This window comes from Rhodoferax sp. BLA1, from assembly GCF_013416775.1.
Classification (GTDB): domain Bacteria; phylum Pseudomonadota; class Gammaproteobacteria; order Burkholderiales; family Burkholderiaceae_C; genus Rhodoferax.
Window position 1 is genome coordinate 980,463 of sequence record NZ_SZVI01000013.1, and the last position, 21,497, is coordinate 1,001,959.

The 21,497-nt window shown below is 58.2% G+C and carries 24 protein-coding genes; 14 read left to right on the top strand and 10 right to left on the bottom strand.

What is annotated here, in order from left to right:
- Positions 1-56 precede the first annotated feature (56 nt).
- The 4 genes from rplS to rpsP form a co-directional block, all read right to left on the bottom strand.
- Positions 57-437, bottom strand: a complete 381-nt coding sequence (gene rplS, locus FDG13_RS20045; protein WP_180132422.1) for a 50S ribosomal protein L19 — start codon at positions 435-437, stop codon at positions 57-59.
- Positions 438-538: 101 nt separating this feature from the next.
- Positions 539-1,282 carry a tRNA (guanosine(37)-N1)-methyltransferase TrmD gene (trmD, locus tag FDG13_RS20050; protein ID WP_180132423.1) on the bottom strand — a complete coding sequence of 248 codons (744 nt, stop codon included), beginning with the start codon at positions 1,280-1,282 and terminating at the stop codon, positions 539-541.
- Positions 1,283-1,292: 10 nt separating this feature from the next.
- A complete protein-coding gene (rimM, locus tag FDG13_RS20055) occupies positions 1,293-1,856 on the bottom strand; it encodes a ribosome maturation factor RimM (protein WP_180132424.1) in 564 nt (187 codons plus the stop codon).
- 8 nt (positions 1,857-1,864) lie between these two features.
- Positions 1,865-2,116, bottom strand: a complete 252-nt coding sequence (gene rpsP, locus FDG13_RS20060; RefSeq protein WP_078364027.1) for a 30S ribosomal protein S16 — start codon at positions 2,114-2,116, stop codon at positions 1,865-1,867.
- A gap of 130 nt (positions 2,117-2,246) precedes the next feature.
- Here rpsP and FDG13_RS20065 point away from each other — a divergent pair, with 130 nt between their 5' ends.
- Positions 2,247-2,768 (top strand): GNAT family N-acetyltransferase, encoded by a 522-nt coding sequence (locus FDG13_RS20065; RefSeq protein WP_180132425.1) that lies wholly within the window; start codon positions 2,247-2,249, stop codon positions 2,766-2,768.
- Between the two features lie 17 nt (positions 2,769-2,785).
- On the opposite strand, the gene FDG13_RS20070 is transcribed toward FDG13_RS20065, so the two are convergent.
- Together FDG13_RS20070 and FDG13_RS20075 are read right to left on the bottom strand one after the other, a co-directional pair.
- Positions 2,786-3,796 carry an inorganic phosphate transporter gene (locus tag FDG13_RS20070; RefSeq protein WP_180132426.1) on the bottom strand — a complete coding sequence of 337 codons (1,011 nt, stop codon included), beginning with the start codon at positions 3,794-3,796 and terminating at the stop codon, positions 2,786-2,788.
- Positions 3,797-3,815: 19 nt separating this feature from the next.
- Positions 3,816-4,463, bottom strand: coding sequence for a DUF47 domain-containing protein (locus FDG13_RS20075; protein WP_180132427.1), 648 nt, complete (start codon positions 4,461-4,463; stop codon positions 3,816-3,818).
- On the opposite strand from FDG13_RS20075, the gene FDG13_RS20080 reads away from it, so the two are divergent.
- Entirely contained in the window at positions 4,417-4,647 is a 231-nt protein-coding gene (locus FDG13_RS20080) for a hypothetical protein (protein ID WP_180129613.1), read from the top strand. The two genes, FDG13_RS20075 and FDG13_RS20080, sit on opposite strands and share 47 nt — an antisense overlap.
- On the opposite strand, the gene acnB is transcribed toward FDG13_RS20080, so the two are convergent.
- The 4 genes from acnB to FDG13_RS20100 are packed head-to-tail and all read right to left on the bottom strand — an operon-like array spanning position 4,625 to position 10,005.
- Positions 4,625-7,222, bottom strand: coding sequence for a bifunctional aconitate hydratase 2/2-methylisocitrate dehydratase (gene acnB, locus FDG13_RS20085; RefSeq protein ID WP_180132428.1), 2,598 nt, complete (start codon positions 7,220-7,222; stop codon positions 4,625-4,627). The genes FDG13_RS20080 and acnB overlap by 23 nt on opposite strands.
- Positions 7,223-7,280: 58 nt before the next feature.
- The gene (locus tag FDG13_RS20090; RefSeq protein ID WP_180132429.1) at positions 7,281-7,916 is read right to left on the bottom strand and encodes a hypothetical protein; all 636 of its coding nucleotides are present in this window, start codon (positions 7,914-7,916) and stop codon (positions 7,281-7,283) included.
- Between the two features lie 30 nt (positions 7,917-7,946).
- Complete coding sequence (locus tag FDG13_RS20095; protein ID WP_370528262.1) at positions 7,947-8,993, bottom strand: CoA ester lyase; 1,047 nt, start codon at positions 8,991-8,993, stop codon at positions 7,947-7,949.
- A gap of 25 nt (positions 8,994-9,018) precedes the next feature.
- Positions 9,019-10,005 (bottom strand): malate dehydrogenase, encoded by a 987-nt coding sequence (locus FDG13_RS20100; RefSeq protein ID WP_180132430.1) that lies wholly within the window; start codon positions 10,003-10,005, stop codon positions 9,019-9,021.
- A 178-nt stretch (positions 10,006-10,183) separates the two neighbouring features.
- Between FDG13_RS20100 and FDG13_RS20105 the strand changes: the two genes are divergently transcribed.
- The 12 genes from FDG13_RS20105 to asd all read left to right on the top strand — a co-directional run bounded on the left by FDG13_RS20105 (position 10,184) and on the right by asd (position 21,281).
- Positions 10,184-10,987 carry a GntR family transcriptional regulator gene (locus FDG13_RS20105; protein WP_180132431.1) on the top strand — a complete coding sequence of 268 codons (804 nt, stop codon included), beginning with the start codon at positions 10,184-10,186 and terminating at the stop codon, positions 10,985-10,987.
- A 194-nt stretch (positions 10,988-11,181) separates the two neighbouring features.
- Positions 11,182-11,625: a succinate dehydrogenase, cytochrome b556 subunit gene (gene sdhC / locus FDG13_RS20110; RefSeq protein ID WP_180132432.1), complete on the top strand. Its 444-nt coding sequence runs from the start codon at positions 11,182-11,184 to the stop codon at positions 11,623-11,625.
- A gap of 14 nt (positions 11,626-11,639) precedes the next feature.
- Complete coding sequence (gene sdhD / locus FDG13_RS20115; RefSeq protein ID WP_078364035.1) at positions 11,640-12,005, top strand: succinate dehydrogenase, hydrophobic membrane anchor protein; 366 nt, start codon at positions 11,640-11,642, stop codon at positions 12,003-12,005.
- 89 nt (positions 12,006-12,094) lie between these two features.
- A complete protein-coding gene (gene sdhA, locus FDG13_RS20120) occupies positions 12,095-13,900 on the top strand; it encodes a succinate dehydrogenase flavoprotein subunit (protein ID WP_180132433.1) in 1,806 nt (601 codons plus the stop codon).
- 31 nt (positions 13,901-13,931) lie between these two features.
- Positions 13,932-14,636 (top strand): succinate dehydrogenase iron-sulfur subunit, encoded by a 705-nt coding sequence (locus tag FDG13_RS20125; protein WP_078364037.1) that lies wholly within the window; start codon positions 13,932-13,934, stop codon positions 14,634-14,636.
- A 14-nt stretch (positions 14,637-14,650) separates the two neighbouring features.
- Positions 14,651-14,971 carry a succinate dehydrogenase assembly factor 2 gene (locus tag FDG13_RS20130; protein ID WP_180132434.1) on the top strand — a complete coding sequence of 107 codons (321 nt, stop codon included), beginning with the start codon at positions 14,651-14,653 and terminating at the stop codon, positions 14,969-14,971.
- On the top strand, positions 14,958-16,268 hold the full coding sequence (locus FDG13_RS20135; protein ID WP_180132435.1) for a citrate synthase: 1,311 nt from the start codon (positions 14,958-14,960) through the stop codon (positions 16,266-16,268). Before FDG13_RS20130 ends, FDG13_RS20135 begins: the two co-directional genes overlap by 14 nt.
- Positions 16,269-16,383: 115 nt before the next feature.
- Positions 16,384-17,847, top strand: a complete 1,464-nt coding sequence (gene leuC, locus FDG13_RS20140) for a 3-isopropylmalate dehydratase large subunit (RefSeq protein WP_180132436.1) — start codon at positions 16,384-16,386, stop codon at positions 17,845-17,847.
- 20 nt (positions 17,848-17,867) lie between these two features.
- Positions 17,868-17,996, top strand: a complete 129-nt coding sequence (locus FDG13_RS20145; protein ID WP_180132437.1) for an entericidin A/B family lipoprotein — start codon at positions 17,868-17,870, stop codon at positions 17,994-17,996.
- A 6-nt stretch (positions 17,997-18,002) separates the two neighbouring features.
- The gene (leuD, locus tag FDG13_RS20150) at positions 18,003-18,653 is read left to right on the top strand and encodes a 3-isopropylmalate dehydratase small subunit (RefSeq protein WP_180132438.1); all 651 of its coding nucleotides are present in this window, start codon (positions 18,003-18,005) and stop codon (positions 18,651-18,653) included.
- Between the two features lie 171 nt (positions 18,654-18,824).
- Entirely contained in the window at positions 18,825-19,892 is a 1,068-nt protein-coding gene (leuB, locus tag FDG13_RS20155) for a 3-isopropylmalate dehydrogenase (RefSeq protein WP_180132439.1), read from the top strand.
- A 231-nt stretch (positions 19,893-20,123) separates the two neighbouring features.
- On the top strand, positions 20,124-21,281 hold the full coding sequence (asd, locus tag FDG13_RS20160; protein WP_180132597.1) for an aspartate-semialdehyde dehydrogenase: 1,158 nt from the start codon (positions 20,124-20,126) through the stop codon (positions 21,279-21,281).
- The last annotated feature ends 216 nt before the right edge of the window (positions 21,282-21,497 follow it).

Sequence of the window (21,497 nt, forward strand, 5' to 3'; positions counted from 1 at the left end):
CGTAAAAAAACCGCCACTGTCACCAGCAGGCGGTTTTTTCGGAGGCATAGGCTGCCTTATGCGGCCACAACCGCGACCCTGCGGGCCGGCAGTTTTTCCTTGATACGTGCCGACTTGCCGCTGCGATCACGCAGGTAGTACAGCTTGGCGCGGCGCACATCACCACGGCGCTTGACTTCGATGCTGGCGATCAGCGGGCTGTAGGTTTGGAACGTACGTTCAACACCTTCACCGCTGGAAATTTTGCGAACGGTGAAACCGCTGTTGAGACCGCGGTTGCGCTTGGCAATCACGACACCTTCGTAGGCCTGGACACGTTTGCGGGTGCCTTCAACCACGTTCAGGCTGACCACCACGGTGTCACCAGGGCCAAAATCAGGCACTGTCTTGTTCAGACGAGCAATTTCTTCTTGCTCAAGGATTTGAATCAGATTCATAAAAGACCTCAAATGATCTTGCAAGCGCCAGCATCAGGATTGACACAGGCCCAAGGCACTAAGCGCTTGAGCGGCCCCGCAGAGGATCGGTTAGCCAGCTATTATAGCCTGGCAAGCACAGCCTCATCTTCCCCACCCAACAAACCTGCTTGTCGGGCTTGGGCAATCAGGTCCGGACGCAGTCTGGCGGTCAACATCAAACGCTGATCTCGCCGCCAGCGCTCAATGCGCAGATGGTGACCAGACAGCAGCACCTCGGGCACGGCCTTGCCCTGCCAGACTTCGGGGCGGGTGTAGTGTGGGCAATCCAGCAAACCGTCCAGCGCCGGGTTGAAGCTGTCCTGGGCATGGCTGTCCGAGTCGCTCAACACACCCGGCTGCAAACGCGCCACCGCATCGAGCAGCGCCATGGCCGCAATCTCGCCACCCGAGAGCACAAAATCCCCCAGGCTGATCTGTTCGGTGACATGGGTATCGATGAAGCGTTGGTCCAGGCCCTCGTAGCGCCCACACAACAGAACCGCGCCCTCACTGCTAGCCCAGCGAGTCACGGCGGCATGGGTCAAAGGCTGGCCGATGGGTGAGAACAAAACCACCGGAGCGCCATCACCTCGCTCTTCACAAAGACGGCTCACGCAGTGCGACAGGGGCTCGGCCATCATGACCATGCCGGGACCACCGCCAAACGGCCGATCATCCACCCGACGGTAGTTGCCCTCGGCAAAATCACGCGGGTTGCTCAGCTTGACTTGGACCTGGCCCGACTCAAACGCGCGGCGCGTGATGCCGGTCGTCAAAAACGGCGCAAACAGTTCAGGAAAAAGAGTGACCACATCAAATTGCATGATGTGTCCCTCAGTAGTCGGGTTGCCAGTCCACCAGGATACGTCGGGCCGCCAGATCCACATCATCGACGTAGGCCGCGACAAAAGGAATCATGCGCTGCAAAGTCTGGCCATCAAGCTGATCCTGGATCACCAGCACGGTTTGCGGGCCGGTGGAGAGCAGCTCCGACACCTGACCCAGCACCAGACCCTCGCGGTTCACCACCTCCAGCCCAATCAGATCCACCCAGTAGTACTCATCTTTCTGGGGGGTTGGAAAGCTCGATTTGGCGATAAAAATACGTGCACCACGTAGCGCATCAGCAGCGGTGCGGTCATCGACCCCATGTGCAGACGCCACCACGGTGTCCGAATGGATCTTGGCTTCTTTGATCTTGAGCTGCCCAACACCTTCAAAGGTTTTGACACCTTTCTCAGTGGGCAACAAATACCAGCGCTTGGAAGAAAAAAGCGCCTCAGGGTCGGCGCTGTAGGGCAGGACCTTGAACCAACCCTTGACGCCCCAGGCGTCTGTGACGCGCCCGACTTCAATGGCGTCTGCCGGCAATTCGGCAGGCTCAAGGCCGGGCAGCATACTCACACTCAGGCAGCTTTTTTGGCAGCCTGGTTCACCAGACGTTCCACGGTAGGAGACGCTTGTGCACCCACACTGCGCCAGTAGGTCAGGCGATCCTGAGCGATACGGATGCTTTCTTCATTGGCAGTAGCGATCGGGTTGTAAAAACCGATGCGTTCAATGAAGCGACCATCACGACGGGTACGCTTGTCAGCAACAACGATATTGAAAAACGGGCGAGCTTTAGCACCGCCACGGGCGAGTCGAATGACGACCATAATTGATCCTTTGGGAAGTGGCTTTTGAATTCCACGAAAATTGGCACCGAGCCCGACGTTTGAGACACGCGACTTGACCACCCGGCCAGCGACACGTCAGACAACCCAATATTATATCTGTTCAGACACCATGCCAATCATCCGCGCCAGCACCCACAACGACGTCCCCCACATCACCGCCATTTATGCACACCATGTGTTGCACGGCACCGGCACCTTTGAGGTCGATCCACCGAGCGAAAACGACATGGCGCAGCGCCGTGCCGACGTGGTCAACAAAGGCCTGCCCTACCTGGTCGCCGCCGAGGGTGAGCGGGTGCTGGGTTATGCCTATTGCAACTGGTTCAAACCACGGCCAGCCTACCGATTTTCGGCAGAGGATTCGATTTACATCGCACCCGAGGCTGCTGGCAGCGGTTTGGGCCGCGCCTTGCTGGCTGAACTTTTGCGCCAGGCCGAGCAAGCGGGTGTGCGCAAAATGATTGCGGTGATCGGCGATTCAGCCAATGCAGGCTCCATCGGTGTACATCGCAGCGCGGGCTTCCGCCATGCGGGCATCCTGGAGGCCTGCGGCTGGAAGTTTGAGCGCTGGCTCGATGTGGTGCTGATGGACAGAGCCCTGGGCCTGGGCAACACCACCGCACCCGAGTAACACCCGGGCCAGAAACTTCAGAACACCTGCAAACTGATCCAATAGGCCACTGCCGCCACAAAGGCGCTGGCCGGAATGGTCAGGATCCAGGCCCAGATGATGTTGCCAGCGACGCCCCAGCGCACCGCGCTGGCGCGGCGGGTGGAGCCGACGCCCACAATGGCGCCAGTGATGGTGTGGGTGGTGGACACCGGAACTCCCATGGCCGTTGCCAGAAACAGCGTGATGGCACCCCCGGTCTCCGCGCAGAACCCGCCCACCGGTTTGAGTTTGGTGATTTTCTGACCCATGGTCTTCACAATGCGCCAACCACCCAACATGGTACCCAGGCCAATCGCCGAATAACAAATGATCACGACCCAGTTGGGGGGGGCACTGTCACCGGCCTGGGCGTAACCCGTGGCGATCAGCAGCATCCAGATGATGCCAATGGTCTTCTGTGCGTCATTGCCGCCATGTCCGAGGCTGTAGGCACCGGCGGACACCAGCTGCAGTCGGCGAAACCATTTGTCGACCTTCAAGGGGCGCATGTCTCGGCACAACCAGGACACCACCACCATCATGATGGAGCCCAGCAGAAAGCCCAACAGCGGCGACACAAAGATGAAGATCACGGTCTTCATGATGCCCGAGATGATCAGGGACGCCACACCGGCCTTGGCAATCGCGGCCCCGGCAATCCCACCAATCAACGCATGGGAAGAACTGCTCGGAATGCCGTAATACCAGGTGATGAAGTTCCAGGTGATGGCCCCTACCAGCGCCCCAAACACCACATGGGTGTCCACAATGCCCGGCAGGACCGTGCCCTTGCCAACGGTAGCAGCCACACTCAAGTGAAAGATGAAGATGGCGATGACATTAAAAAATGCCGCAAAAACAACGGCCTGACCAGGCTTGAGCACACCGGTGGAGACCACCGTGGCAATGGAGTTGGCGGCATCATGAAACCCGTTCATGAAGTCGAACACCACTGCCATCAAGACCAGGACAACGACCACCCACGCAGCGGTTTGCACAGTTTCCATAACTAAAGCGCACCGTTGATCAGGAATTTTCGAGGATGATGCCCTCGATCAGATTGGCCACGTCCTCACAGCGATCGGTGATGGTTTCCAGCAGCTCATAAATGGCCTTGAGCTTGATCAGCTCACGCACATCAGGCTCTTCGCGGAACAACTTGCTCATGGCGGTGCGCAGGACACGGTCCGCATCGCTCTCCAGTTTGTCGATCTCGTCACAGGTCTTCAAAGCGGCGTCAGCAGTGGTCGCTTCGGCGATCTTGCTCAGCAAATACACCGCATCACGCAAACGCTCACAACATTTAACACTCAAGTCCGTCAACCGCTTGATCTCGTCCGTCATGTGGTGGATGTCGTACAAGGCCATGGTTTCTGCCGAGTCCTGAATCAAATCGGCCACGTCGTCCATGGTGTTGATCAAGCCATGAATCTGCTCACGGTCAATCGGTGTGATGAAGGTCTTGTGAATGGCTTTGTTGACCTCATGGGTGACACGGTCTGCCGCGCCTTCGGCATGGTTGACTTCGCGGTGGTACTTCTCACGCAGCTCAACGTCGCTGTAGTTGGCCACCAGGTTCGAAAAGGCCTTGGCCGCCACCACGATGTGGTCGGCATGCTGGTTGAACATGTTGAAAAAATTGGTATCTCGCGGAAGCAGCTTGCCAAAAAACACGGTATCTCCTTGGGGAATAAGTCAGTTTGATGAACAAACTGTTAACAGCAGGAGTTTAACCTTGGCAATTTGCTGCACCGCAACAAAAAAAATGCCCCGCAACCTGGATTGCGGGGCACTGCACCTGTCAGAGGTAAAACAGGTTGAGGGCTACATGACGCTCAAGCGCAAGCAGCGTCTTTGACACCGTTGGCAGCATCGGTGTAGTCCTTCACCTTGTCAAAGTTCAGGTACTGGTAGATCTTGCCACTGGACGCGGTAAGCACCCCCATGTCGGCCATGTACTCTTCTTTGGTCGGGATACGACCCAGTTTGGAGCAGATCGCAGCCAATTCGGCACTGCCCAGGTAGACATAGCTGTTTTTACCCAAACGGTTCGGGAAATTGCGGGTCGAGGTGGAGAACACTGTGGCGCCCTCTTTCACCTGCGCTTGGTTGCCCATACACAGGCTACAGCCCGGCATTTCCATGCGTGCACCGGCGCTGCCCAACACACCGTAATGGCCCTCTTCGGTCAGTTGTTTGGCGTCCATCTTGGTGGGTGGCGCCATCCACAGCTTGACTGGGATGTCACGTTTGTTTTCCAGCAATTTGGAGGCGGCGCGGAAATGGCCGATGTTGGTCATGCAAGAGCCAATGAACACCTCGTCGATCTTGGCACCGGCCACGTCGGACAGGGTTTTGACGTCGTCCGGATCGTTCGGGCAAGCCACGATGGGCTCGTGGATGTCTGCCAGGTCAATCTCGATCACACTGGCGTACTCGGCATCGGCGTCAGCCTTGAGCAGCTGCGGGTTGGCCAACCAGGCTTCCATGGCTTTGATACGGCGGTTGATGGTGCGCACATCCGAATAACCATTGGCAATCATCCACTTGAGCATCACGATGTTGCTGTTGATGTATTCAATGATCGGCTCTTTGTTCAGGTGCACGGTGCAACCCGCCGCACTGCGTTCGGCCGATGCGTCGCTGAGTTCAAACGCCTGCTCCACCTTGAGGTCAGGCAGGCCTTCAATCTCCAGGATGCGCCCTGAGAACACATTTTTCTTGCCCTGTTTGGCCACGGTCAGTTCACCGGATTTGATGGCGTACAGCGGAATGGCGTTGACCAGATCGCGCAACGTGACGCCGGGCTGCATGGTGCCTTTGAAACGCACCAGCACACTCTCAGGCATGTCCAGCGGCATGACACCGGTGGCAGCACCAAAGGCCACCAGGCCCGAACCGGCCGGGAAGCTGATGCCAATCGGGAAACGGGTGTGGCTGTCCCCGCCGGTGCCCACGGTGTCTGGCAGCAACATGCGGTTGAGCCAGCTGTGGATGATGCCGTCGCCCGGACGCAACGGGATACCGCCGCGGTTGCTGATGAACTCCGGCAACTCGTGGTGCATCTTGACGTCGATCGGCTTGGGGTAAGCCGCCGTGTGGCAGAAGGACTGCATCACCAGATCGGCGCTGAAGCCCAGGCAAGCCAGGTCTTTGAGTTCGTCACGGGTCATCGGTCCCGTGGTGTCCTGGGAACCCACACTGGTCATCTTAGGTTCGCAGTAGGTACCGGGCAAAACGCCCTGACCTTCAGGCAGACCGCAGGCACGGCCGACCATTTTTTGCGCTAGCGTGAAACCCTTGCCGGTGGCTTTTGGGTTTTGTGGCAGACGGAACAGGGTCGACACCGGCAGGCCCAGCGCTTCACGCGCCTTGGCCGTCAGGCCACGGCCAATGATCAAGGGAATACGGCCACCGGCACGCACCTCGTCAAACAACACTTCACTTTTGAGAGTGAACTCCGCAATCACTACGCCGCCTTTGAGCGCTTTTCCTTCATAAGGACGCAGCTCGATGGTGTCACCCATGGCCATCTGGCTGACATCCAACTCAATCGGCAAGGCACCCGCATCTTCCATGGTGTTGTAGAAAATCGGGGCAATTTTGGAGCCCAGGCAAACACCACCAAAACGCTTGTTGGGCACAAACGGAATGTCTTCACCGGTGAACCACAACACACTGTTGGTCGCGGACTTGCGGCTCGAACCGGTGCCGACCACGTCACCCACGTAGGCGACCAGGTTGCCACGCGCGCGCAGGTCTTCGATGAACTTCACCGGGCCGCGTTTGCCGTCTTCCTCGGGGGTGATGCCATCACGCTTGTTTTTCAGCATGGCCAGCGCATGCAAGGGGATGTCCGGGCGGCTCCAGGCATCGGGCGCTGGGCTCAGGTCGTCGGTATTGGTTTCGCCAGTCACTTTGAGCACCGTCAGCGTGATGCTTTGCGGCACTTCCGGGCGGCTGGTGAACCACTCGGCATCGGCCCAGCTCTGCAACACCGCCTTGGCGTAGGCGTTGCCTTTGTCGGCCTTGTCTTTGACGTCGTGGAACTGGTCAAACATCAGCAGGGTCTTTTTCAAACCCTCGGCTGCCACAGCCGCTACTGCGGCATCGTCCAGCAGGTCAATCAGCGGCGTCAGGTTGTAACCACCCAGCATGGTGCCCAGCAGCTCGGTGGCCTTGGCACGGCTGATGAGTGAACAGACCTCGGTGCCATGGGCCACAGCGGCTAGGTAGCTGGCCTTGACCTTGGCCGCGTCATCGACACCGGCTGGCACACGGTGAGTGATCAGGTCCAGCAAAAAGGCCTCCTCACCCGCTGGGGGATTCTTCAGCAGCTCAATCAAGTCAGCCGTTTGTTGCGCCGTCAGTGGCAAGGCAGGGATACCCAGAGAGGCACGTTCGGCAACGTGGGCGCGATAGGCTGGCAACATAGTTCAATCTCCTTTTTGAATCGGCAATACAGACGGTGAGGGGAAGCAGCGGATCGGCTTATTGAACCGTGCTCACTGGAGCAACAGTAGCGGCCGGTGTTGGCGCTGTCTGTTCAGTCGCCACGGGCAAGGGTTCAAGCAAATTGGGCTGCGGATTTTTCGTCATGGCATCTGCCACTGCCACTTGCAGAGGGGTCATGCAGGCGTCGGCCAGACGAGAACCGGTTTTGTGGTTCATCAACATCGATTTGTTGGACAGCTGCAACCAGACGGCGCCGGCCACCGGATCCTCCAGCCGAATTGCGCCGGTGCTGCTCACCACGGGTGCCATCTTGAATTTGAAATTCTTGCCCCAGACATCAAAGTAGCCTGGCGCAGCGGCCTCAGACGCCACATTGACAACCACACCCAACTCACAGGGCATCCGGCCCACTTCAACGCGCTCGGCAATGGCCAATTCTTGCGGGCTCAGAGCGGCATCCGCAGCACGCATGCCCGAGGCCATTTGCGTGGCTTGTGTCTTGAGTTCAACCCGGCTTTTCGACTTTGCCGTGACCAATTTCTTTTTGACCGGGGTTGGGCTAGGCGGCTGGGCATGCACCGTTGTCAAAGCGGCAGCCATGCCCAACACCATCAGAGTCAACAACGGTTTGCACCAACCAAGCGTCTTAGGCGTCGAATTTACATTCTTCATCACATCTCCTGTCGTCCACATGGACCGAACTCACAACACAAAATAAGGGAAGGCCGGGTCCTGGTGATCCAGGCGGGCCGTTTGGTACGCTTTTTCAAGCACCTGCCAGTAATAGCGGTAGCTGGCACGGTCATGTAATTTACCGGCGACCGAAATAGGGGCCCAGTCGGCCGCATGCGCAGCACAAATGATATGACTGGCTTGCTCGACCTCGCTCTGCGCAGGGGTAAAAGCAGCCAGAATCGGGCGAATCTGGTCGGGATGGATGCTCCACATGCGGGTGTACCCCAGCTCACGGCTGGCCCGCAATGCCGCCGCTTGCACCACATCTGGCCGCTTGAATTCAGTCACCACGCAGTGCGAGGGTACTTTGCCAAAGGCATGGCAAGCGGCGCTGACCTCGAGTTTGGCGCGCACCACCAGCGGATGGCTGAACTGGTCATAGGTGGTCTGGGCACCGGGCTCAGCCACCGCCATTGCAGAGGCCGGAATGGCGCCACCGTGCGCCGAGACAAAGTCCATCAACCCAAAACTCAGGGATTGCACCCGGGGGTGCGCCGCGATGGCGGCAACCTGCTGCACCGCCAGCGGCGACTCGATCAACACATGCAACGGCAACGCCTGGGCACGGTTCGAGCTTGCCAGCGCCGCATCAATGACCCGAGCTGCCCGGGCCACATCCGCAACACCATCCACTTTGGGCAGCATCAGATGGCTCCAGGCCGCCCCGGCTTCACCGAGGACAATCTGAACGTCCTGCTCAAACGCAGGGTGGTCCACCGGATGCACCCGCACCGCGACCCGTCGGGCGCCATTGATTACTGTGTTTTTTGTAGCTACCAGCCCTTTATTGACAAGGGCTGAGACCATAAATGCATGGTCTTTTTCACCACCCACCGGGGCGCCATCCTCACAATCCAGCGTGACGTCAAACACACAGGTGCCGAACTCCTCGGTCATCTCGGCCTGCAGGGCCAGCGCCTTGAGCATCCGCGACTCCACACCACAGTAGTGGTCACACACCGGCAAGGGCGCTGCAACCGCAGCGCCCAGCAGCACATGGCGAGGATGGGTCACGTTGGAGTGAATCAGCTAGCCGCGATCAGAGCAGATGGGCCACGCCAGCCTGTTCGTCTTGCAACTCTTTGAGCGTCTTGTTGATGCATTCTTGGCTGAAGGCATCAATGGCCAAGCCTTCCACAATTTTGTACTCGCCGTCAACACAGGTGACAGGGAAACCAAACATGGTGTCCTTGGGAATGCCGTATTCGCCATTGGACGGGATACCCATGGTGACCCACTTGCCGTTGGTGCCCAATGCCCAGTCATGCATGTGGTCGATGGCGGCGTTGGCTGCAGAAGCTGCCGAAGACACGCCACGTGCGGCGATGATGGCTGCACCACGCTTACCCACGGTCGGCAGGAAGGTGTTGGCGTTCCAGTCATGGTCGTTGATCATGTCTTTCACGCTGTCACCGTTGACCGTGGCGAAACGGTAGTCGGCGTACATGGTGGGTGAGTGGTTGCCCCACACGGCCATTTTTTCGATGTCTGCCACAGCCTTGCCGGTCTTGGCCGCCAATTGGCTCAAAGCGCGGTTGTGGTCCAGACGCAGCATGGCGGTGAAGTTCTTGCGCGGCAGATCCGGTGCACTCTTCATGGCGATGTAGGCATTGGTATTGGCCGGGTTGCCAACCACCAGCACCTTGACGTTGCGCGAGGCCACCGCATTAAGCGCCTTGCCTTGGGCGGTGAAAATTTCAGCATTCACGGCCAACAATTCAGCACGCTCCATGCCCGGGCCACGCGGGCGAGAACCAATCAACAGGGCGTAGTCCACATCCTTGAACGCGGCCAGCGGGTCGCTGTGCGCCTCGATACCGACCAGCAGCGGGAAAGCGCAGTCCTGCAATTCCATGATCACACCCTGCAGCGCTTGTTGTGCTTTTTCAACCGGCACTTCCAACAGGCTCAACACCACCGGCTGATCCTTGCCCAACATCTCACCGGAGGCTATGCGAAACAGAATGGCGTACCCAATTTGACCAGCTGCACCAGTAACAGCAACGCGAACAGGCTTCTTGCTCATAGTAAAACTCCAGAGATTGAGGTAGTAAATTCAGTGGGTGTCGGGGCGGATGATCCACATCCATCTGCGCCAAGCCAAACGAGTGTACCTCCGAAAATCAAAAATCGTCAACTTGTCTTATGTCTTATATAAGATATGATTCACCAAGCTATTCCTGAGAATTCAACCGCTTCCTGCCATGCCAACCCCGCCCGAAACCAGCCCTGAACGCGAACTGACTCCGGTGGTTGACGCCGTGTCAACCAGCAGCAATGCCACGCCCGCGTTCAGCCCGCTGTACCAGCAAATCAAGGGCCTGATTCTGGGCAGCTTGCGCTCTGGAGAATGGAAGCCGGGAGAGGTCATTCCCAGCGAAATCGAACTCGCAGCGCGTTTTCGGGTCAGCCAGGGCACCGTTAGAAAGGCCATCGACGAACTGGCTGCCGAAAACTTGTTGCTGCGTCGCCAGGGCAAAGGCACTTTTGTTGCCACTCACGCCGAGCAGCAAGTGCAATTCAGGTTTCTCCGGCTGGTACCCAACAGCGGCGCACGCGGCAGCGAGGGGCCAGCACAGCGCGACATCGTCGAATGCCGCCGGACCCGGGCCAGCACCGACGTGGCCAAGGCCCTGGCGCTGCGCTCCGGCGACACCGTGCTGCAAATCCGCCGGGTGCTGGGTTTTGGCGGCGTGCCGGTCATCTTGGAAGACATCTGGCTGCCTGCCACGCCCTTCAAAGGCCTCACCGCCGAGCGGATGGCCAGTTACAAAGGTCCGACCTACGCCCTGTTCGAGACAGAATTTAATGTCCGGATGGTTCGCGCAGAAGAAAAAATTCGGGCCATCTCGGCCGCAGACATCCACGCGGAACTGCTGGGCGTGGCTTTGGGCACACCTCTTCTGAGTGTGGAGCGCATTGCCTACACCTACCAAAGCGAGCCCATGGAGTTGCGTCGGGGTTATTACCGAACCGACACCCATCACTATCAAAATGATATGAATTAAATAGCGAGGCATTTCCGTGCACCACAGACACAGACCGGAGGTCTTTGCTGGCTTGTTGAGAGCCATCCAATAGACCTTCGACAGGCGTCAAGAACCATGTCACGCCGGGGGTATGATGGTGCGTTTCGATAAAATTTTCATCGGTTGGTCATCCCTGATGACCAAGCAGTCACATCAAACACAGAAAGCCAGTTATGTCTGAAACAGCGACGAGCCATTCAAAAAAACGCCCCCAGTTCAACAACATCGAATTCCCCAGTTTGATCACGTACCGCTGGCCGTTGGCGTCGCTGGCGTCGGGCATGCACCGTGTCAGTGGCGCCATCATGTTCTTCCTGATGCCGTTTGTGATCTGGATGTTCGACACCTCCATTTCGTCTGAGGTTTCGTTTGCGGGCTTCAAAGCAGCCTTCAACATCGGCATGTTGGGCATTCCCGGGTTTCTCTGGAAACTGGTGGCCCTGGGTCTGATCTGGGCCATGTTGCACCACTTCATCGCCGGCATACGGCACTTGTGGATGGACACCCATCATCACCATGTCACCAAGGACTTCGGTCGCCAAACCGCCGCAGTGGTGCTCGGTTTGACACTCAGCCTGACGGCTGTGCTGGGCGCCAAGCTGTTCGGTCTTTATTAATTCAGGAGTTACCCATGTCCGTCAATTACGGCTCTCACCGCACAGTTGTTGGTGCACATTACGGCGTACGCGACTGGTTGTCGCAACGGGTGACTGCGGTCATTCTGGCCCTTTTCACCGTCTTGCTGCTGGCTCAGGTCATCTTCAGCAAAGGGCCAATCAGCTACGAGCTGTGGGCCGGCATTTTTGCCGCGCAATGGATGAAGACCTTGACCTTCGTCGTTTTTCTGTCTTTGTTCTATCACGTGTGGGTTGGCATGCGCAACATTTTCATGGACTATGTCAAACCTTATGCGGTGCGTTTTGTGCTGCACGTGTTTGCCATCGTCTGGCTGGCTGGCTGCGTGGGATGGGCCATTCAAGTTCTGTGGCGCCTGTAAGCCTTCTTCATTGATCAGAAGGCATCAGCCTAAACGGCCAAACAGACGCGCCGAAGCGGGCTATCCATCAACAAATCACAAGAATCATCATGACTGCTACCTCCAAACTCACCACGCGCAAATTTGATGTTGTCATCGTCGGAGCCGGTGGCTCCGGCATGAGCGCCTCTTTGCGCCTGTCCAACGCTGGCCTGAACGTGGCCGTGTTGACCAAAGTGTTCCCCACCCGCTCACACACCGTCGCCGCCCAGGGCGGCATTGGTGCGAGCTTGGGCAACATGGCAGAAGACAACTGGCACTACCATTTCTACGACACCATCAAGGGCTCCGACTGGCTGGGCGACCAGGACGCCATTGAGTTCATGTGCCGCGAGGCCAACCAAGTGGTGTACGAGCTGGAACACTTTGGCATGCCGTTTGACCGCAATGCCGATGGCACCATTTACCAACGCCCCTTTGGTGGCCACACCGCCAACTATGGCGAAAAGCCGGTGCAACGCGCCTGCGCTGCGGCTGACCGTACTGGCCATGCCATGTTGCATACCCTGTACCAGCAAAACGTCAAGGCCCGCACCAACTTCTTCGTAGAGTGGATGGCGCTGGATTTGATCCGTGATGCCGAAGGTGATGTGGTAGGAGTAACCGCGCTAGAGATGGAAACCGGTGAAATTCACGTGCTGCGCGCCAAGTCCGTGTTGCTGGCCACCGGTGGTGCAGGCCGCATTTTTGCCGCATCCACCAATGCATTCATCAACACCGGCGACGGATTGGGCATCGCGGCGCGTGCCGGCATCCCATTGCAAGACATGGAGTTCTGGCAATTCCACCCCACCGGCGTGGCTGGTGCCGGTGTGTTGTTGACCGAAGGCTGCCGCGGAGAAGGCGCCATTTTGCGCAACAGCGCAGGCGAGCGCTTTATGGAGCGTTATGCACCCACCTTGAAGGACTTGGCGCCGCGTGACTTTGTGTCGCGTTGTATGGACCAGGAGATCAAGGAAGGCCGCGGCTGTGGCCCGAACAAGAACTACATCAACCTGGACATGACCCACCTGGGCGCAGAAACCATTGCCAAGCGTTTGCCCAGCGTGTTCGAAATTGGACACAATTTTGCCAACGTCGATATCACCAAGGAATCCATTCCCGTGGTGCCAACCATCCACTACCAGATGGGTGGTATCCCAACCAACATCTACGGTCAGGTCGTCACCCCCGATGGCAGTGGTTCGCAAAAAGTTGTTAAGGGGCTCTATGCCGTGGGTGAATGCGCCTGCGTCAGCGTGCACGGCGCCAACCGCCTGGGCACCAACTCGCTGCTCGACATCGTGGTGTTTGGCAGGGCCGCTGGCAAACACATCGTCCAGTTCAACAATGAGAACGACACCCACAAACCCCTGCCAGAGAATGGGGCAGACATTTCACTGGAGCGTCTGAATCGTCTGGATAACTCGACTTCGGGTGAATACGCCCAAGTCGTGGCGGATGACATGCGCAACACCATGCAGACCCACGCCAGTGTGTTCCGCACCCAGGCCAGCATGGACGAGGGGGTGGTCAAGATTGCAGCGATGCGTGAGCGTGTCAAGAACATCACTTTGGCCGACAAATCCAAAATCTTCAACACCGCGCGTATTGAGGCTCTGGAAGTGGACAACATGATCGAAGCCGCTCAGGCCACCATGGTGTCCGCTGCGGCCCGCCGCGAGTGCCGTGGTGCCCACACCGTGCTGGACTACGACCGTCCTGCCGACGACGCCACCTGCCCACTGGGGCGCGATGATGCCAACTGGCTCAAGCACACCTTGTGGGACCGGGACACCAATAGCCTGAGTTACAAGCCTGTGAACCTCAAGCCTTTGACGGTGGCCTCTGTGCCGCCCAAGGTCCGCACGTTCTGATCTTGCCCCTCACCGAACAAGAAAGCACATCATGGCAAAACGCACTTTCAACATTTACCGCTACAACCCAGACACCGACGCCAAGCCCTACATGCAGACCATCGAGGTGGAGCTTGACGGCTCTGAACGCATGCTGCTTGACGCGCTGGTCAAACTCAAGGAGATTGATCCCACGCTGTCTTACCGTCGTTCCTGTCGTGAAGGCATTTGCGGCTCCGATGCGATGAACATCAACGGCAAAAACGGCCTGGCCTGTCTGATCAACCTGCGCACCCTGCCCGACACCATCACCCTCAAGCCGCTGCCAGGCCTGCCAGTGATCCGTGACCTGATCGTGGACATGACCCTGTTTTTCCAGCAGTACCACTCGATCAAGCCCTACTTGATCAATGACACCCGTCCGCCAGAAAAAGAACGCCTGCAAAGCCCGGAAGAGCGCGAGGTGCTGAACGGCCTGTACGAATGTATTTTGTGTGCCAGCTGCTCCACCAGCTGCCCGGTGTACTGGTGGAATCCAGACAAGTTTGTGGGTCCGGCAGGTCTGCTGCAGGCGTACCGCTTTATCGCGGACAGCCGTGATGAAGCCACCAGCGAGCGGCTCGACAACCTGGAAGACCCCTACCGCTTGTTCCGCTGTACCACCATCATGAACTGTGTTGACGTCTGTCCCAAAGGCTTGAACCCCACCGCTGCCATTGGCAAGATCAAAGAGCTGATGGTGCGCCGCATCATCTGATCTGGTTGACCCCCATGGAGCAACCTGCGGCAGCTTTGCCGGACGATCTCGTCGATGAAAGAATGCTGAGCAAGCTCAAGTGGCGCAGTCGCCGTGGCTTGCTGGAAAACGATATTTTTGTAGATCGGTTTTTCAAACGGTTTGAATCCGTGTTGACTGTCAAGCAAGCGCAAGGTCTGATGGCTTTAATGGAGATCAGTGACAACGATCTGCTGGATCTGCACCTGGGTCGCAAGACCCTGGCACAAGTCCAACCTGATCTGGAACGTGACGATGTATCTGAAGTGTTGAATATGTTGAGAGCAAACCCGAAAGGTCAAAATGAAGCTAGCTGAAAACAAAGCCACCCTGTCGTTTTCCAATGGCAGCCCCAGCGTTGATTTGCCTGTGTACCAAGGCAGCGTAGGCCCGGACGTTATCGACATTCGCAAACTGTATGGCCAAACCGGCATGTTCACCTATGACCCGGGTTTCCTGTCGACCGCTTCCTGCCAATCGGCCATCACCTATATCGATGGCGACAAAGGTGAGTTGTTGTACCGCGGTTACCCGATTGAACAACTCGCCACCCAGTGCGACTACCTGGACACCTGTTATCTGCTGCTCAAAGGTGAATTGCCCAAACAAGAGGAGCGCAGCGAATTCCACAAACTGGTCCTCAGCCACACCATGGTCAATGAGCAGATGCAGTTTTTCCTGCGTGGTTTCCGCCGCGACGCGCACCCGATGGCGGTGTTGACCGGGCTGATCGGCGCCCTGTCCGCGTTCTACCATGACAGCACGGACATCAACAACCCCGAACACCGCCATGTGGCCGCGATTCGCCTGATTGCCAAGATGCCCACCCTGGTGGCTATGGCTTACAAATACGGCGTCGGCCAGCCCTACATGTACCCGCGCAATGAACTCAGCTACGCGGGCAACTTCCTGCGCATGATGTTCGGCACACCGTGTGAAGACTACAAGGTCAACCCGGTGATCGAACGGGCCATGGACCGGATCTTTATCCTGCACGCCGACCACGAGCAAAACGCCTCCACCTCCACCGTGCGGCTGTGTGGCTCGTCGGGCACCAACCCGTTTGCGGCGATTGCAGCTGGTGTCGCCTGCCTGTGGGGCCCTGCACATGGTGGCGCCAACGAAGCCTGCCTGAACATGCTCGAAGATATCCAGCGCCAAGGTGGCGTGGCCAAAGTTGGTCAGTTCATGGAGCAGGTCAAGGACAAGAACTCCGGCGTCAAGCTGATGGGTTTTGGTCACCGCGTTTACAAAAACTACGACCCACGCGCCAAGCTGATGCAGGAAACCTGCAACGAGGTGCTGGCCGAACTGGGTCTGGAAAACGACCCACTGTTCAAACTGGCCAAAGAACTGGAAAAAATCGCGCTCGAAGACGACTACTTTGTGCAGCGCAAGCTGTACCCGAACGTCGACTTCTACTCCGGCATCGTGCAGCGCGCCATCGGCATCCCGGTCAGCCTGTTCACCGGGATCTTCGCCCTGGCCCGCACCGTCGGCTGGATTGCCCAGCTCAACGAAATGCTGGCCGACCCTGAGTACAAGATCGGTCGTCCACGCCAACTGTTCACCGGTTACGTTGCACGCGACGTCAAGCCTGTGTCCGAACGCTGAAGCAGCCTTTAAAGAAGCCCGCCGACTACACACGTCGGCGGGCTTTTTCATTGGCAGCCCCTGAAGACACGCGCCGTTTAAAATCTTCCGATTGCCCACCAACACCACCGCACGCATGGAATCACATTCACACGCACGTACCCTGTATGACAAGCTCTGGGACGAGCATGTTGTCCACACCGAGGAGGATGGCACGGCACTGCTGTACATCGACCGCCATCTGGTGCATGAGGTCACCAGCCCGCAAGCCTTTGAAGGCCTGCGCCAGGCGCACCGCCCTCTCTGGCGGGTGAGTTCGATTGTGGCTACCGCCGATCACAACACCCCGACCAACGGCTGGGAGCGCGGCTACGACGGCATCACCGACCCGACCAGCAAAGAACAGGTGATGACGCTGGACGCCAACATCCAGGAATACGGCGCGGCGGCCTATTTCCCGTTTTTGTCCCGGCGCCAGGGCATTGTTCACGTGATTGGCCCGGAAAACGGCGCCACCCTGCCTGGTATGACGGTGGTCTGCGGCGACTCACACACCTCCACCCACGGTGCGTTTGGCGCGTTGGCCCACGGCATTGGCACCAGCGAGGTCGAGCACGTGATGGCCACCCAGACCTTGCTGGCTAAAAAGGCTAAAAACATGCTGGTGCAGGTCGATGGTGTGCTGCCGCATGGCTGTGGTGGCAAAGACATCGTTCTGGCCATCATCGGCAAAATCGGCACAGCGGGCGGTACCGGTTACACCATCGAATTTGGCGGCTCGGCCATCCGTGCGCTGAGCATGGAAGGCCGCATGACAGTGTGCAACATGGCGATTGAAGCCGGTGCCCGCGCTGGCCTGGTGGCGGTGGATGACAAAACCATCCAATACGTCAAGGGCCGGCCGATGGCCCCCGGTGCCAACGCGGCTAACGATGCAGCCGCTGCCGTGGCTTGGGACCAGGCCGTGGCCTACTGGAAGACGCTGCAATCCGACCCCGGAGCCCACTTTGACACCACGGTGCACATCGATGCGTCAAGCTTGGTGCCACAAGTCACCTGGGGTACCTCGCCCGAGATGGTGCTCGGCATCAACGAGCGCGTGCCCGACCCCGACAAGGAAAAAGACGCCAACAAACGCGGTGCGATTGAGCGCGCCCTGGCCTACATGGGCCTGGAACCCGGCAAGGCTCTGGACGATGTGTATGTCGACAAGGTGTTCATTGGCTCCTGCACCAACAGCCGCATTGAAGACATGCGCGAGGCAGCTGCCGTTGTGAAGACCCTGGGGCGCAAAGTCGCCCCCAATATCCGTCTGGCGATGGTGGTACCCGGCTCGGGTCTGGTCAAAGAACAGGCCGAACGCGAAGGTTTGCACGAGATCTTCAAAGCGGCCGGTTTTGACTGGCGCGAACCCGGCTGCTCGATGTGCCTGGCGATGAACGCCGACCGGCTGGAGCCCGGCGAACGCTGCGCGTCTACCAGCAATCGCAACTTCGAAGGCCGCCAAGGCGCCGGGGGCCGCACCCACCTGGTCAGCCCGGCCATGGCCGCTGCCGCAGCGATCCACGGCCATTTTGTCGATGTCAGGCGATTTGTCTGACGTTCTCCAAGGAGCCCATCATGCAACGTCTCACACTCTTCGTCTTGATCAGCAGCCTGTTGGCGCTGAGCGCCTGTAACACCGTCAAAGGTGTGGGTCAGGACCTGCAAAAAGCCGGTTCAGCCATCGAAGGCGCTGCCAAAAAATAACCAGCCATGCAAAAATTCACCTTACTCAAAGGCCTGGTGGCCCCGATGGATCGGGAAAATGTCGACACCGATGCCATCATCCCCAAGCAGTTTCTCAAATCCATCCGCAAAACCGGTTTTGGACAAAACTTGTTTGACGAATGGCGTTATCTGGATGCCGGTTTCCCCGGTCAAGACCCGGCCAGCCGCCGCCCCAACCCCGACTTTGTGCTGAACCAACTGCGTTTTCAGGGCGCTTCGATCCTGTTGGCACGCAAGAATTTTGGTTGTGGCTCCTCCCGTGAACACGCGCCCTGGGCGCTTGACCAGTTTGGCTTTCGCGCCATCATTGCACCCAGTTACGCCGACATCTTCTTCAACAACAGCTTCAAGAACGGCTTGTTACCCATCGTCTTGAGCGAAGCCCAAGTCAGCCAACTGTTTGACGAGGTGGCGGCCTTCCCCGGTTACACCCTGACGGTGGACCTGGAACGCCAGGTGGTGGTCAAGCCCAATGGTGATGAATTGCCGTTCGAGGTTCAGGCGTTTCGCAAATACTGTCTGCTCAATGGCCTGGACGACATTGGCCTGACACTGCGCCATGCCGACAAGATCAAGGCCTTTGAAGCTGAGCGTTTAGCACAAAAACCCTGGTTAGCCCGCACCATGATTGGGTAAGTAGCTATTGTTTTTATATTTTTTGGATTGATGGTGTAGCGATGACGCGCTGGCAGCGGCTGAAGCCAGCGCAGTCACACACCAACACGCCGCAGTATTGAACCCTCTTCTTGACATCCCATGACGGTCTCCGCCCCGGGTTTCCTTCCCCTTTAGAAAGTCAGATACATCATGAAAATTGCAGTTTTGCCAGGTGATGGCATTGGTCCGGAAATTGTGGTGGAAGCGGTCAAGGTGTTGCATGCACTGGACCTGAGTTTTGAACTGGAAACCGCCCCGGTGGGTGGTGCCGCCTACGCGGCGCTCGGTCACCCGCTGCCCGCCTCCACCCTGAAACTGGCCAAGGACGCTGATGCCATCCTGTTTGGCGCCGTGGGTGACTGGAAATACGACAACCTGGAGCGCCACCTGCGCCCCGAACAAGCCATTCTGGGCCTGCGCAAAAACCTGGGCCTGTTCGCCAACTTCCGCCCAGCCATTTGTTACCCGGAGCTGGTGGGCGCCTCCAGCCTCAAGCCCGAACTGGTGGCCGGGCTTGACATCCTAATCATCCGCGAACTCACCGGCGACATCTATTTTGGCCAACCACGTGGCCGCCGCATCGCAACCGACGGCAACTTCCCCGAGGCTGAAGAAGCCTTCGACACCATGCGCTACAGCCGCCCCGAGATCGAGCGCATTGCCCATGTGGCGTTCCAGGCCGCACGCAAACGCAGCAAACGTGTCACCAGCATTGACAAGGCCAATGTGCTGGAAACCTTCCAGTTCTGGAAAGAGGTGGTCACCGAAGTCGGCCAGCAGTACCCCGACGTGGCACTGGACCACATGTACGTGGACAACGCCGCCATGCAACTGGTCAAGGCGCCCAAGAAGTTTGACGTGATCGTCACCGGCAACATGTTTGGCGACATCCTCTCGGACGAAGCCTCGATGCTCACCGGCTCAATCGGCATGTTGCCCTCAGCCAGCCTGAACGCCAGCAACCAGGGCCTGTACGAACCCAGCCACGGCAGCGCACCCGACATCGCTGGCCAAGGCATTGCCAACCCGCTGGCCACCATCCTGAGTGCGGCCATGATGCTGCGCTTCAGCCTGAACCAGGAAGAAGCCGCCCAGCGCATCGAAAACGCAGTGAAATCTGTGCTCGCCCAAGGCCTGCGCACCCCCGACATCTACAGTGAAGGCACCACCCGTGTCTCCACCATCGAGATGGGCAACGCGGTCGTCAAAGCGCTGTAGCCCTTGCAATTACAATCGTGCCATGCAACACATTCGCATCCTGCCTTCTGATGGCGCCGCTGGCGCTACAGAAGCTGCATTGGTTGGTGTTGCACTGACAGGGTCCGCTGTGACCAAAACGACAACCATTACTGGCTGACTCAGCCTGGTTCGTCGCGCCCCTCCCGGCCAGACGAGCCGGGCAGATGAAATCCGAGTATTTCGACAATCTGAAAGGGCAATCTCATGACAATCGGTAATCTGGTCGGCCTGGTGGGCTGGCGTGGCATGGTGGGTTCGGTCCTGATCGACCGCATGCAGGCCGAAGGTGACTTCGACCTGATCGAACCCCTGTTTTTTTCCACCTCCAACGCGGGTGGCCAAGCACCGGCCCTGGCCAAGAACGAAACCACGCTGCAGGACGCGTACAACATCGACGCCCTGAAACGCTGCGACATCATCATCAGTGCCCAGGGCGGTGACTACACCACTGCGGTGTTTCCCAAGTTACGTGCCGCGGGCTGGAACGGCCACTGGATTGACGCCGCATCCACCCTGCGCATGGAAAAAGACGCGGTGATCATCCTGGACCCGGTCAACATGCCGGTGATCCAAACCGCGCTGAGTCAGGGTGGCAAGAACTGGGTGGGTGGCAACTGCACCGTGAGCTGTATGCTGATGGGTGTGGGTGCCCTCTACAAGGCGGGTCTGGTGGAGTGGATGAGCACGCAGACCTACCAGGCCGCCAGCGGCGGTGGCGCGCAACACATGCGTGAGTTGTTGACCCAATATGGCACCCTCAATGCCGAGGTCAAGGCCCTGCTGGACGACCCCAAGAGTGCCATCCTGGAAATTGACCGTTTGGTCATCGCCAAACAGCGCAGCTTGAGTGCGTCTGAAACCGCCAACTTTGGCGTACCACTGGGCGGTTCGCTGATCCCTTGGATCGACAAGGACCTCGGTATCGGCAAGAGTCATGATGAAGCGGGCTGGGGTCAATCCAAGGAAGAGTGGAAAGGCATGGCTGAGACCAACAAGATTCTGGGCCAGGGCGAGGGTTTTGGTTCTGCCGCGATTCCGGTCGACGGCTTCTGTGTGCGTGTGGGCGCCATGCGCTGCCACAGCCAGGCTTTGACCTTCAAGCTCAAAAAGAACGTGCCCAGCGCCGACATCGAAGCGATGATCGCCGCCGACAACCCCTGGGTCAAAGTGGTGCCCAACACCCGTGAGGCCACCATCCGCGATTTGACACCCGTTGCGGTCACCGGCACCATGACCATCCCCGTGGGCCGTATCCGCAAACTGGCTATGGGGCCGGAATATGTAGGCGCTTTTACCGTGGGTGACCAACTGCTGTGGGGTGCCGCTGAGCCGCTGCGTCGTATGCTGCGGATTTTGTTGCAAGCTTGATCCGCCATACTTGGCTTTGACGGCCTGACACCTGCCAAACCGTGGGTGTCGGGCCGTTGCCACGCTACAACATAGAATTGCGCTCCCGGTGGTCTCAATTGACAGGCCTCATGTTCACAAGCTGACTTAACTTGTCAGGCTAACATATTGATGTTATGGTGCTTTTTTATTGTTTCGAGTCCTTGGGCCAACAGCCCTGACCAGACCACCTGCGAC

Bases quoted from the DNA above. Each gene is read 5' to 3' on its own strand.
- sdhA (WP_180132433.1), top strand. From the start codon at position 12,095: ATGACTGCTACCTCCAAACTCACCACGCGCAAATTTGATGTTGTCATC.
- FDG13_RS20080 (WP_180129613.1), top strand. From the start codon at position 4,417: ATGTTGAAAAAATTGGTATCTCGCGGAAGCAGCTTGCCAAAAAACACG.
- rimM (WP_180132424.1), bottom strand. From the start codon at position 1,856: ATGCTGCCCGGCCTTGAGCCTGCCGAATTGCCGGCAGACGCCATTGAA.
- sdhC (WP_180132432.1), top strand. From the start codon at position 11,182: ATGTCTGAAACAGCGACGAGCCATTCAAAAAAACGCCCCCAGTTCAAC.
- FDG13_RS20065 (WP_180132425.1), top strand. From the start codon at position 2,247: ATGCCAATCATCCGCGCCAGCACCCACAACGACGTCCCCCACATCACC.
- FDG13_RS20100 (WP_180132430.1), bottom strand. From the start codon at position 10,005: ATGAGCAAGAAGCCTGTTCGCGTTGCTGTTACTGGTGCAGCTGGTCAA.
- FDG13_RS20090 (WP_180132429.1), bottom strand. From the start codon at position 7,916: ATGAAGAATGTAAATTCGACGCCTAAGACGCTTGGTTGGTGCAAACCG.
- sdhD (WP_078364035.1), top strand. From the start codon at position 11,640: ATGTCCGTCAATTACGGCTCTCACCGCACAGTTGTTGGTGCACATTAC.
- FDG13_RS20130 (WP_180132434.1), top strand. From the start codon at position 14,651: ATGGAGCAACCTGCGGCAGCTTTGCCGGACGATCTCGTCGATGAAAGA.
- leuD (WP_180132438.1), top strand. From the start codon at position 18,003: ATGCAAAAATTCACCTTACTCAAAGGCCTGGTGGCCCCGATGGATCGG.
- rpsP (WP_078364027.1), bottom strand. From the start codon at position 2,116: ATGGTCGTCATTCGACTCGCCCGTGGCGGTGCTAAAGCTCGCCCGTTT.
- FDG13_RS20145 (WP_180132437.1), top strand. From the start codon at position 17,868: ATGCAACGTCTCACACTCTTCGTCTTGATCAGCAGCCTGTTGGCGCTG.
- leuB (WP_180132439.1), top strand. From the start codon at position 18,825: ATGAAAATTGCAGTTTTGCCAGGTGATGGCATTGGTCCGGAAATTGTG.
- FDG13_RS20135 (WP_180132435.1), top strand. From the start codon at position 14,958: ATGAAGCTAGCTGAAAACAAAGCCACCCTGTCGTTTTCCAATGGCAGC.
- rplS (WP_180132422.1), bottom strand. From the start codon at position 437: ATGAATCTGATTCAAATCCTTGAGCAAGAAGAAATTGCTCGTCTGAAC.
- FDG13_RS20105 (WP_180132431.1), top strand. From the start codon at position 10,184: ATGCCAACCCCGCCCGAAACCAGCCCTGAACGCGAACTGACTCCGGTG.
- FDG13_RS20125 (WP_078364037.1), top strand. From the start codon at position 13,932: ATGGCAAAACGCACTTTCAACATTTACCGCTACAACCCAGACACCGAC.
- FDG13_RS20070 (WP_180132426.1), bottom strand. From the start codon at position 3,796: ATGGAAACTGTGCAAACCGCTGCGTGGGTGGTCGTTGTCCTGGTCTTG.
- leuC (WP_180132436.1), top strand. From the start codon at position 16,384: ATGGAATCACATTCACACGCACGTACCCTGTATGACAAGCTCTGGGAC.
- trmD (WP_180132423.1), bottom strand. From the start codon at position 1,282: ATGCAATTTGATGTGGTCACTCTTTTTCCTGAACTGTTTGCGCCGTTT.
- acnB (WP_180132428.1), bottom strand. From the start codon at position 7,222: ATGTTGCCAGCCTATCGCGCCCACGTTGCCGAACGTGCCTCTCTGGGT.